Here is an 11,558-nt window from a genome sequence, read left to right as displayed (position 1 = left end):
CCCATCGCGGCCGATGATGCGATCCGCGAAGACGGTCGCTACAAGACCGTATGTCCGGTGAAGCAACGACCTCGCGGCGTCCTCAGGCGCTTCGTCGGAGGCTAGCTGAAGGGTCGCTGGATTGTTGGATCGAGCCCAGCTGACTGCGAGTTGAGCGCCAGCTGCCGCGCCACCTGGCCGAGCTTCAAAGGGCCACTTGTTCGGAACCGTGAGAACGCTTGCCCGGCGCGCAAAGCCCTCGAGTGCCTGCTCACACTCGCCATAGGCCGCGCGGCGGCTAAGAACATCCTGGTCCAGGTTTCCGCCCATTAAGTCAGACCGAGTTTAGCCCGAAACTCATCCCATTCGCGTTTCGTCATCGACGTGTCCGAATGCGTGACCGTCTCCCCGGCGAGCATCCTGAGCAAAGCGCGCATCGCCTGACCCGAAAACGTGGCGGCCTCCAACCGGTGTTCCCGGAACGCTTCATAAGTCAGCGGAACCCACTTTCGCATCACGTCCAATATCACCTCCGCATAGGCGCGGATTTCATATTGCGCATGGGGATCGGCGCGCAGCCGCAGAAAATTCATGAGGTTATGGAGATCGGTCTTCCAATACCACTGCGTGTAAAAATTCAAGGTAAGGTTCATGCGCGCTAGCTCCCGCGCCAACCCTTGACGACCCTCATCCAGGCGTTTGCCGTCTTCGTCGTGGTTGAGCAAGTCGAGGTAATGATCGTAGTTCCGTTCCGCATCCTCGGTCAGAATACGAAGCACATGTTTGGCTTCTTCGGCACCGACCACTTCACCCCGTCCTTGCCGGTTTTGAACCGATTGCGCGGCAAGCTGCTCGGTAGCCGGAACATAAAACTCGCGGTCGAGGATGGAGTACCGCGCCGAATACTCATTCACGTTTGCCATGCGATGCCTGATCCACTGCCGGGCAACGAAGATCGGCATCTTCACGTGCAGCTTGATCTCGGCCATTTCGAACGGCGTCGTATGCCAATGACGCAGAAGATAGTTGATGAGATTGCTGTCCTCGGACACCTGCTTCGTGCCTCGACCGTACGAAACGCGGGCAGCCTGCACGATGGCGCTGTCGTCTCCCATATAATCGACCACCCTGACAAACCCGTGATCAAGCACGGGGAGGACTTCAAAGAGAATTTCCTCCAGCCCCGCCGCCACCGGTCGCCGCGTTGGAACGACCGCCTCGCGGGCTCGTACGATCTCGAGCGATTGTTCGTTGGAGATATTGCTCATTCCTGATCCTTGATCACGGCGCGACCGAAGTAGCCCTCTACCCCGACCGTTGCGCGCTTAGAAGCACCCTTGCTCAATCGGTGTGAAAAACCAATTGCCGCAGAGTTACGGCCTCCAATATCAGCCTAGCAACAAACTTGTTGTTGTTAAGCCCCAAATGCCGCCGTTACGTGTGCCGGCTTGCTTGACTGCCGATGCGCAAAGCTCCCAAGCTGCGTGTATGAACTATGACTTCTCAAGCTTGTCACCCACCGATTTTGAAAGACTGGCAAGTGATCTCGTCGGTCGGGAAATAGGGCTGCGCTTGGAAACCTTTCCCGCGGGTCCCGACGATGCGATGGACGGACGGCATGTTTCGGCGGATGGGACAGTTGTGCTGCAGGCAAAGCACTATGCCCGATCGGGTTTCTCGAAGCTGAAGTCCAAGATGTCGGCCGAGCGCGCCAGCATCGAATTGCTCGATCCGAAGCGCTACATTCTCGTCACGTCGGTGGCGCTCACACCAGGAAACAAGAGTGCGCTCGCGCTGGCGATTGGTCCCGCGCTAAAGACGCCGGGCGACATCCTCGGCGCTGACGACTTGAACGCGTTGCTGCGCAAATACCAGGACATCGAAGTCGCGCATCAAGGGCTCTGGGCGCACAGCACCGGCGTTTTGGAGAGCGTCATTACTGGCGCCGTTGCCAAGGCGATCACGCAAGTCGGATCAGTTCCTCCCGCGCTCGCTAGGCTGCTTCCACCCGCCGCCTCCGTCGGCGAGGAAACGCAGCCAGCTTCGCCGAAGGCGGAACGGGATGTCATCTTCTTGATAAAATCCTCACCCGTAGACGACGAATTCACGCTCTGGCTTGCCCCGAAGCTCGAGGCGGAGGGATACCGGGTGTTCGCGGATATCCTGACGCTTCAACCCGGAGATCGGTGGCGCCGAGAAATCAACCTCGCCCTGCAGTATCGAGCTGCGAAAGTGCTTCTCATCAGCCGCGAGATCACACTCGCCGACCCACATGTTCAGGAGGATATCGATATCGCGTTAGAGATGGCGCGCGAGCTCAAGGATGGCCGTTTCATAATCCCGCTTCGACTCGGACCCGCGCGGAAGGTCAAGGGCATCGGAGACGCCGTTGCGGTCGACTTCGTCCGCGGCTGGGGCGACGGACTGACGTCGCTCCTCGCGGCACTGCAAAGGCAGAAGGTCCCTCGCAAGCTCGACGACGCCATCATCGATCCGAATTGGGAGACATTTCGCAGGCGCGGCGCGGTCCCTTTGGTCAGGGAGCCGGAACGTCTGAGGTCGAACTGGCTTCGCATCGTTGAGGCTCCCGATGTCATCCGCTTTTTCGAGAGTTCCGGGGCGACCGATCAAAGATTTCTGGAAAAAGCGATCGCCGGCTTCGCCTACCCGTCGGCACCCCTCGGCTCAGGAATACTCTCATTTGCCGATCAGGCGGAAATTGACGCGGCTTTCCAATCCGTCGGGAGGTTTCGGCTGAAACACGAGATTCCGCTTCTAGAGTTCATCGAAAAGGGTTCTTCCAAACTCGAGGTGGAGCGGCAGGTTGCTTCAAATCTCATAGTCACGATGTTCAAGCGCGCCTGGTATTCGTTCTGCAGAGCTCGCGGGCTTGTCGAGTATGAGTATTCCAACGGAACGGGCTTTCACGCCTCCGCCGCGCTGGCCGCGACAGGGCAACGGATACCGTGGGGCAGGCAGGGCGAGCGACGATCTTCGGCGCTCCGGAATTCGGCCAAGAAGCATATATGGGAGTATGGCGTTACGGCTCTGCCATCCTTCTGGCCTTTCTGGCACTTCAAGTTGAAATCCCGCGTGCTGTTTTCGGTCGACAACGGAACGCCGGCAGGGGTCGCGATTGATGACAAGAAGAAGCTGCACCGCTTGCGCCGATCCATCTGCAGCGGATGGCGCAACAAGCAGTGGTATGGGCGGATGCTGGCGTTCCTCGAGCTGCTTTCACCCGATTCGGCCTACATACGCCTCGAGCTTTCCGCGGCGCAGTCGATCTTGCTCGAAGCGTCGCCGATTCTGTTCTCGTCGCCGGTCAGCACGGCTCTGCCAGACGTGCTGGATCCAGATGATGAAGAGACAGACCTAAGCACGTTGGGGCGACCTGAGAGCGAGGAGGAACTCGAAGGATGAAGTTCCCGGAAAAATCACTTCTGATCGAGCATTTCGATGAGCCCGACCTCGAGTTCGCGTTCTCGCAACGCAGCCCGCATCCAAAGGATGGCCTGTTCCTCTATGGCCCCCACGCCCGAGCAAAAAAGACGCGTGAAATCAGTGTCGGCGTCGTCGGGACCAATGAAGGCATCGTCCATTTTCGGACCTGGAGCCACAAGCTGAATGATGTTGTTCAGGTTCCCCCTCCGGGGAAAGGCGAAAAGAAGGACAGGCTGCACCTCGCCAACTTTCCTGGGCTCGAGGCAGCATTCGGGATCTCGTACGATCCGGACAAATGCTCATTTCTCTCAATTCCGTTGCATGACATAGATCGGGTAAGCCGAGTATGGAACCTCAACGAGGCGGTTGAGAAGGTTGCGCGGCTTTACATAGATCGAGTGAAGAAGCATCTGCGGAACGAAGAGCAGTCCATAGACGTGTGGGTGCTGGTTCTGCCCGAAATTGTCTACGAGCGCTGCCGACCCGGCTCCAAGCGAACTGGCCTCCCAATGGAGAAAGGCGATTTCGCGAAGAGGCAAAAGGCGAGATCGAATCTGCCACTATTGGCTTCGGCTGGCGTCATCGACCAAACCGTTGAGGAGATTTTCGATGATGTCCCCGACTTCCATCGCAGGATCAAGGCGGAGTTTCTGAACATCGCCCCGACGCAGCTGGTCAGGGAGACGACACTCGCGCCCGGAGCCTTCCTGAACAGCGCCAACTACCCAATTCGGCGGACACAGGATGCGGCGACGGTCGCATGGAACCTGGCGACCGGCCTCTATTACAAGACGCAACCGCGGCCTCCGTGGCGGCTGGCCGGCGTTCGGCCGGGCGTCTGTTACATCGGCATGGTCTACAAGAATTTGCCGAACGATCCCAACGGACACGCTTGCTGCGCGGCGCAGATGTTTCTGAACGAAGGAGACGGTATCGTCTTCCGAGGAGCGAACGGTCCGTGGAAGACCGGGGAGTACGAGTATCATCTCAAGGCGGAGGCAGCGACGAATCTCCTGGAGGTCGTGCTCAACACATACCGCTCAATGCATGGCGAGCCTCCGAAAGAGCTCTTCATCCATGGCCAGACGTTTTTCAACGACGAGGAATGGAATGCATTCGTCGACGCCTCCCCGAAGGAGACGAACGTCGTCGGGGTAAGGATTAGAACCACCTCCGGCGAGACGAAACTTTTCAGGGACGGTGACTATCCGGTGTTGCGTGGAACGGCGCTGCTGCTCGACGAGCAGACGGCCTATCTTTGGACGACTGGGTATGTCCCTCAGCTCGACACTTATATTGGGCCTGAAACTCCGAATCCGTTGCACATAACCCTCATGCGCAGCAAGCGAGCAAAGCCCAACATTCGGACAGTCTTGGCCGACATAATGGGCCTCACAAAGATCAACTACAATTCTTGCAACTTCAACGACGGACTGCCGGTCACCGTTCGCTTCGCGCGCATGGTGGGCGATGTTCTCACAATGGGCTCGGCCAAGGGAGAGGGGAAACAGCAGTTCAAATTTTACGTTTGACCGACGCTCTCAGGGCACGGACACGCTGGCCTGATGACCTTCCGTCAACGCCTGGCCAACTTGTCTCCAACCTTTTCCCGCTGTTTCCAACTGATTTTACCGCCGACTTGAGAGGGGCGTCCCCGGGATCTCGTCGATCCTTGCGGACACATCGACGAGATCAAAGTGAAGGCCCGGGATTTTCGCTGAGATGACAAAGCGACTGACATGTGTATTAGCGTGCAGCTTAAAATCGTTCGGAGCCCGTGCGTTGACTATGTTTGAAGGGAACCATCCTGAATTCAGCATGCGGCTGAACGAGTTCCTCGCTTCGCGGGCGAGTATCGCCGGGCTGCCGCAGAACATCCTATTGCTGGCGTATGAGGGGTACGGACAGGATATCGTCTCTTGGCAGCACGTCGTCCAACGCGCGCATGAGGTCCATGACGAACTTCAGCGGCGCATGCCTGAAGCTATTTTCGAGATGGTCGTGCACCAAAGTGAGGAGGTTGGCGAAGCCGCGATCGGTGTCAGCGCGTACCATATGAGCGCAGCGAAAATGGAAGTCGGCGGTGAGGCCTTCTTGAACGGTGCGACCAACACCTTTGTGTTTTGGCGTTGGGGTGTATGGCTCCTGCAGACGAACGATGTGGTCGGCGCCACGGGACACTTTCATCGGCGGGTGATGACGCGAGACAGGTCACCGCACTTTTCGTTCACCGCGTTGCACAACGCGGCATCCACTCTCTGGCCCGCCCTCGTAGAGCTGGGGCAGCGGCGTCGCGGGTTCGATGAGCGCGCGAACATAACGTTCTTTGCCGTGCCTTACTCAGGCGGCCTGATCTGCGCCGAATTTCAGAAACTGCAGGAATCCCACAGGTTCAAACCTGTGATCAAGGTCCTGGATAGGGAGATTGTCAGGGACTTTGCGCTTGCGACGCCGTTCGCAAATGGGGATGACCACCTTCTAGTGATGCCGAGAACATTTCTTGATCGCCGTCGTCTGAATTCCAATCAGAAAAAGCTGCACTCCATGCTGGTTAGCTTTGTGACCAAGCACACAGGCGCAATCGACTATCTGCGAAGATCGTCCCGCTTGCTCTACGGCTCTCCGCGTGTGGGGAGTTATATGCAACGCACATTCAACGACGATGGTGTGCCGCAGACTCTCATTGAACCTGCGATCGCGGATCTCGACAACCTGACCAAGTCGCCGGAGTGGATCAAGGAAAGTGAGCGAAACAGGCGAGCTGTGGAGCGGGCGCGATCGGACCAGGAGCATTCCGAGTGAGATGCGTCGGGTGAAGCGAGAGGATGGGATGTTGCGTCGCCCGTCGGGCCGGGCTGTTGGCAAAGCTGAAGCCCTGAGGTCTTCACCCTTCGGGCTGCCATCCCTGACGTTGTGTATGAGGTCTCATCAGCACGATGTTTGAGGTCATTCGACGGTGGCTGGCATACCGCAAGAATTTACGTCGACGTTGGCAAGACGACGCGCGGCGGCTGCTCGTGGCTGAAGAAAAAAACGCCTACTACGAAGCGCGACGCCGCGCGACGAGGGCGCTTACACGGCAATAGACGCGAATTCTATCATTGGGCCAAGGTGGCACGCCTGTCGCCTGCCGCAGCGATGGACCTTGATGAGGTCAAGCGTGTGGTAGTCGACGAAGAACGGCGACAGCGGTTATCTTGGATTAATTGCCAATTGCGCGCTAAGGCGGAATTTGCGGGGGCGGAGAAAACTTCATCTTTGGTTTCCCCTCTCTCTCTCTCTCTCTCTCTCTCTCTCTCTCTCTCTTTGAGTGCCGCTTAGATTGGCAGGATCCGCCAACTCACTTGGACCGGTTCCGTTGCACCGCGAGGGCAAGCAAGACGAAAGGTGGGTTCCGGTATCGATCCTGGCTTCAGAATCGCCTGTAGTATTGGACATCGCGCTTTCGGCAGTGTTCACTGCCTTGCAGGCGAGCCTTAGGGGATGAAGACCGTGATCAAAGTTGATCGAGACAGCGTTCCTTTCCCTGAAGTACTGCGGCGCGGAAGAGGCGGCGCGGCGGACGAAGAATTTCAAAAGGCAAGCGCGTTTTACAGCGAGTTCGACAAGAAGCGGCAACACTCGCGCTTCGAATTCAAACTGTACCGCCACAAGACCGTAAGGGATGCTCTCGCAAAACTGTTCAACGGGAAGTGCGCGTATTGCGAGTCGCAGATTGCGGCGATCGGCTATGGCGATGTCGACAATTTCCGGCCAAAGGGCGGGGTGCTCGACGCAGGCAGCACGTACCTCCCGCTGCACTATTGGTGGCTGACGAACGAGTGGACCAACCTCTACCTTTCCTGCTCGATGTGCAGTCGAGCCAAGGGCGGGAGATTCCCGCTCGAGGACGAAAAGGACCGGGCCCCCGTGCTCGCCTCGGCATCTAAGCTTCTCAAAGAATGCCCACTCCTGCTGGACCCATGCGTCGACGATGTTGAGAATATCCTCCTCTTCTCGTCGAACGGCACAGTTTCGTGCAACGACCCGCGTGGGCTAACGACGATTGAAATTCTCTCACTGAACCGTGCCGAGTTGGTCAAAGCCCGGCAGCAGACCGCTCGCGCTGTCCTCAGTCAGCTCGAAGTGCTGTCGCTTTCAGAGGGGAGTCCTGATGGGCCTCAGATCAACACCGAGATCGTCAATCGCCTGAAGGAGATGATGTCGCCCGAGGCCGCTTATGCGAGCATGTGCCGGCAACTCGTCAGTCAGGCGATAGCGGCGAAGCCGAACGGCATGGTTGCTCTGGCCTTCGCAAATGATCCCCTCGCGGCCTCGGTCAAGGCGTTCACCTCAGGTGACGAACGCGCCGCGCAAACCGCGCTCAACAAATTCCAGGCTGATCAAGAGAGCTATTCGCTTGAAGCCGAGACCGAGCAAACCGTCGCGGCCTATGTCAGCACGCGAGACCGTCTGATCGAGTCTGTCCGGATCAAGAATTTGCGCGCTATCGCTAACCTCGACCTCAACGTGGTCGACGGGAGTGAACGCGCGCCTTGGCTAATGCTCTTGGGCGAAAACGCGACCGGCAAAAGCACGGTCCTGCACTCTATTGCTCTTGCACTCGTCGGAGAGCGCTATCGAGGGAAACTCGTCGATGCCTTGCACCTAGATGTTCCCAGGATGGTGAGGAACGGGGCAGACTTTGGGGAAGTCAGTATCAGACTGACAGGTGCCACCGAGCCGCGAACCCTACGCATTCAAGCCGACGGAACGATCACCGCGACGGGAAGAGAGGCGCAGCTCATGCTGCTCGCCTACGGATCGACGCGCTTGCTGCCGCGCAAACCGAATTCCGAGGTTCAAGGCACGAACTATGCTCGCGTCGAGAACCTATTCGATCCCTTCATCCCACTGGTTGATGCCCAGCAATGGCTTCTCACGGCACCGGCTGAAGCTTTCGACTACGCCGCTGGTGCGATCAAGAAGGCCCTGACAGTCGACGTCGAACGCGAGCTTGTCCGCCAGGATGGAGAAGTCGGGATAATCGAAAGGGGCGCCCTTATCCCGCTACCCAGGCTCTGCGACGGTTATCAGACGGTGATCGCGCTCATCGCCGACATCCTGTCAGTCGTCTTGCCGGCTTGGAAGACTCCGGACCTGGCGCAAGGCCTGGTCCTGATCGATGAGGTGGGGAACCATCTCCATCCCTCCTGGAAGCTCCGCTTTGTCGAGAGCGTACGGAGCATCCTGCCTGGGATGCAGGTCATAGCGACCACGCACGAGCCCCTATGTCTGCGGGGGCTGCACCATGGTGAAGTTGCCGTTCTGCAACGCGGGCCACGCGGTGGAATCCATATGCGCGCCGACTTGCCGGCGATCGACGGAATGCGGGTGGACCAGATCCTGATGTCCGAGCACTTTGGTCTGCAAAGCACCCTCGATCCCTCGCTCCAATCACTTTTCGACGAGTATTACGCGCTTCTCCGGGAGGACGACCTGAGCCTCGATGACCGCCAACGAATGGAAACACTGCGCAACGATATCAATCAAAAGCAGAAGCTTGGCGTGAACGAACGTGAGCGCCGCATGCTGGAGGCCATCGACCGATTTCTCGCGCGCCGCATTGAGTCGCCCGACCCGATTGAGCTCGCCGAACGCGAACAGTCGCTTGATGCCGAGCTTTCGTCGATATGGAGCGAGGCACTGGTTAGGGTGGAGGGAGCAGCGTGATCCCGGTCGTTCGAGACCAAGCCGTGGTGGCGTGCGCGGCACTGAACAAGATCGGTTCAAACGGGTTGACCGAACTCGAACATGCGCTCTGGTTCTTCGGCGGGATAGCACCACAGAAAAATCCCCTGCCACCAAAGCCGACCAAGCCGCCGGCGTTCTCCGTTTACAAGGAGGAGCCTGTCAGAGATGCGTTGCGGGCTCTGTTCGGGACACGATGCGCATACTGCGAGAGTAACTACCCCCATCTCGCGCAGATGGAAGTGGAACACTATCGTCCGAAGGGCGGGTATATCGACGAGCACGGCGTTCTTAAAAAGCCCGGCTATTATTGGCTTGCAGCCAGCTGGGGCAACCTTCTACCGTCGTGCATCGACTGCAATCGCGAGCGAAAGCAGCATCATCGGTCGAGGGACGGAAAGATTGTAAAGAGCAAGTCGGGCAAGGCCAATCGCTTCCCGATCCTGCCTGGAACCTCATACGCCACCACGCCGGCCGCGGTTGCCCTGGAGCGTCCGATGCTGCTCAACCCCTGTGAGGATCAGCCCCATCTGCACCTGCAATTCTTCGCCGACGGATTTCTCCAGCCTGCACTCACCGCAGAAGAAAGGGCTGCCGGTCGAGGAAGGTCCACAATCGATGTTTGCGGCTTGGCGCGGGACGCTCTTGTGGGGGTGCGCCGCGAATGGGCGCTGCGGACGAAAGGAGCGATGGAGGCGGTGCTTCGTGCGGATCGGAATAGGCGAGTCTATCCACACGATCCGGTCATGGCAGCGCAGCTGACGGATGCGGAAACCAATCTTCACACGTTTGTCGATGGCGAAGCGCCTTACCACGCGATGACTGCTGCGATGATGGCGGCCTTCGTCGAGGTCCGATCGCTTCTGGAACCATACTTCACCGCGCTCGAAGCATGGAAGGCGAACCAAAGCGTCGGCAACCGGCAAGCATTGTTGGAGCGTGCGACCGCCATCCAGCAGCTGCGCCGCGACGCAAGGTTCGACGAACAGCTTGTCAATTTTCTATTGGATAAAGCAGGGGTCTCCGAAGCCACTCCGGGCAAGACCTAACCAACCGCACCTCATGCGGGGGTAACTGCGGTCAGCTGGGCTGGATCATGCTTACGAAGTTCGGCCCAGTCAACGAGTCCCGGCGGCCGGTAGTGGCGGTCCTCTCGCCAGCGGGCAAATACGGAAGGGTCGATGCTTTCGTTGACGTTGTCAGAGTACCCCTTCGTCACAGTGCGCCGGGGTGCACCGATAATGCGATGATGGCGGTTCGTCACTTTCGAATAAAGACCGTACATGAACTGGCTATACGAATCGACGATCTGATCCCGGTGAGAATCCCCGTCGACGATCACGGGATAGCGGAAAGTGAGACCGTGACTTTCCGCTTTCTCGACCATCCAGGCGAGCGGCAACTGCGATAGTTTGTTGGAGGGATAGCCGCCTCCAACATTGGCATGAGCACCAACGAACCAGCGCTGCTCGGTGATATTTGCGCTGCGTTTCGACCGTCGAGCAGATGCATCGGGCGGATCAGGCGTGAAGCGGGTCCACAGCGTCGGCGCGAACGCAGCGCGATGCTCGTCGATGCCGAGTGCCTGATAGCTGTTTTTGTAGATCGTCGAGAGATGAGTGTTGTGAAACCAGTGCGAGGTTCCGAAGGGCACGCCCAGCGCTCCGACCGTATCAAACACCCCAACCATCTTGATCGGCACGCGCTTGCAATAGGCCAAGAGGGAGGCTTCCTCGCGCGACAGCGGGTAGATCGGCGGATCCTCCATTGCGGTGCCGCCACGCTTTTCGCGCCGCCGCAGCTCGCGCTGTTCAAATTCGAGTCTATACAGCGGACGCAGGGTCAAAGCCCGTCGATAGCGTTCAAAGACCTCTTCAAGGGAAAGTGGAGCGCCGGGCTGAAGCAGACCACATCGGGCAACCAAGCCCACCAACGACCGTGCTGTGAAGGCGCCGCGGCTGAAGCCAAAGACAAAAATCTCGTCCCCGGGGGAATAGGTTTCGACCAACCATCGATACGCCGACATGATGTTGCGGTCGAGACCGTAGCCGAAGATTCCACCCCGGAACCGCTCACCCAGCCGCGTGCCAACACCTTGGTCGTAGTAAAGAACCTGTTCCAACCCATCGGCGCTCGTCTTTGCGCAGAGCGCATGGAGTCGCCACACATTCGTATTGTCCGCGACTGTGTTCCAAGTCCCATCGAGAAACATTGCTATTCGCTTGCGCGGCGGCTGTGGCATGAGGATTTCCGTTCACTGTCCAATTGTGCCAACGAAACTTATTCCCGTTCTTTGCCCCGCTCTATCCGGTCGGAATCCCATTGTTAGTTGAATCTGAGATCACTTCAAATCAGCAGCGCTATCAACTCTTCCACCTGGGCCTTTAGTGGTGATACGGTTTCTC

Annotated in this window: 7 protein-coding genes; 5 read left to right on the top strand and 2 right to left on the bottom strand. The window is 58.3% G+C overall.

From position 1 onward, the window contains the following. Positions 1-308: 308 nt before the first annotated feature. Positions 309-1,247 (bottom strand): FAD-dependent thymidylate synthase, encoded by a 939-nt coding sequence (gene thyX, locus NKH59_RS22330; RefSeq protein ID WP_023699069.1) that lies wholly within the window; start codon positions 1,245-1,247, stop codon positions 309-311. Between the two features lie 220 nt (positions 1,248-1,467). Here thyX and NKH59_RS22325 point away from each other — a divergent pair, with 220 nt between their 5' ends. The 5 genes from NKH59_RS22325 (at position 1,468) to NKH59_RS22305 (ending at position 10,202) form a co-directional block, all read left to right on the top strand. Then, positions 1,468-3,402, top strand: coding sequence for a toll/interleukin-1 receptor domain-containing protein (locus NKH59_RS22325; protein WP_353023067.1), 1,935 nt, complete (start codon positions 1,468-1,470; stop codon positions 3,400-3,402). Continuing rightward, entirely contained in the window at positions 3,399-4,955 is a 1,557-nt protein-coding gene (locus NKH59_RS22320) for an argonaute/piwi family protein (RefSeq protein ID WP_353023065.1), read from the top strand. Before NKH59_RS22325 ends, NKH59_RS22320 begins: the two co-directional genes overlap by 4 nt. A 250-nt stretch (positions 4,956-5,205) precedes the next feature. Next, positions 5,206-6,225 (top strand): glycosyltransferase family 47 protein, encoded by a 1,020-nt coding sequence (locus NKH59_RS22315; protein WP_353023063.1) that lies wholly within the window; start codon positions 5,206-5,208, stop codon positions 6,223-6,225. Between the two features lie 681 nt (positions 6,226-6,906). After that, positions 6,907-9,135, top strand: a complete 2,229-nt coding sequence (locus NKH59_RS22310) for an AAA family ATPase (RefSeq protein ID WP_353023061.1) — start codon at positions 6,907-6,909, stop codon at positions 9,133-9,135. Then, positions 9,132-10,202: an HNH endonuclease family protein gene (locus NKH59_RS22305; protein ID WP_353023059.1), complete on the top strand. Its 1,071-nt coding sequence runs from the start codon at positions 9,132-9,134 to the stop codon at positions 10,200-10,202. Before NKH59_RS22310 ends, NKH59_RS22305 begins: the two co-directional genes overlap by 4 nt. An 11-nt stretch (positions 10,203-10,213) precedes the next feature. Here the strand turns inward: NKH59_RS22305 and NKH59_RS22300 are convergent, their stop codons facing one another. Then, entirely contained in the window at positions 10,214-11,395 is a 1,182-nt protein-coding gene (locus NKH59_RS22300) for a T6SS phospholipase effector Tle1-like catalytic domain-containing protein (RefSeq protein WP_353023057.1), read from the bottom strand. Positions 11,396-11,558: the final 163 nt, after the last annotated feature.

It is taken from the genome of Mesorhizobium sp. M0998 (assembly GCF_040318885.1).
Lineage (GTDB): Bacteria > Pseudomonadota > Alphaproteobacteria > Rhizobiales > Rhizobiaceae > Mesorhizobium.
Note: the sequence above shows the minus strand (reverse complement) of the source record. Positions and strands in the feature narration are given on the sequence as shown.

Excerpts from the sequence above, each read along its gene's own strand:
- thyX (WP_023699069.1), bottom strand. The coding sequence starts at position 1,247 with ATGAGCAATATCTCCAACGAACAATCGCTCGAGATCGTACGAGCCCGC.
- NKH59_RS22310 (WP_353023061.1), top strand. The coding sequence starts at position 6,907 with ATGAAGACCGTGATCAAAGTTGATCGAGACAGCGTTCCTTTCCCTGAA.
- NKH59_RS22300 (WP_353023057.1), bottom strand. The coding sequence starts at position 11,395 with ATGCCACAGCCGCCGCGCAAGCGAATAGCAATGTTTCTCGATGGGACT.
- NKH59_RS22325 (WP_353023067.1), top strand. The coding sequence starts at position 1,468 with ATGAACTATGACTTCTCAAGCTTGTCACCCACCGATTTTGAAAGACTG.
- NKH59_RS22320 (WP_353023065.1), top strand. The coding sequence starts at position 3,399 with ATGAAGTTCCCGGAAAAATCACTTCTGATCGAGCATTTCGATGAGCCC.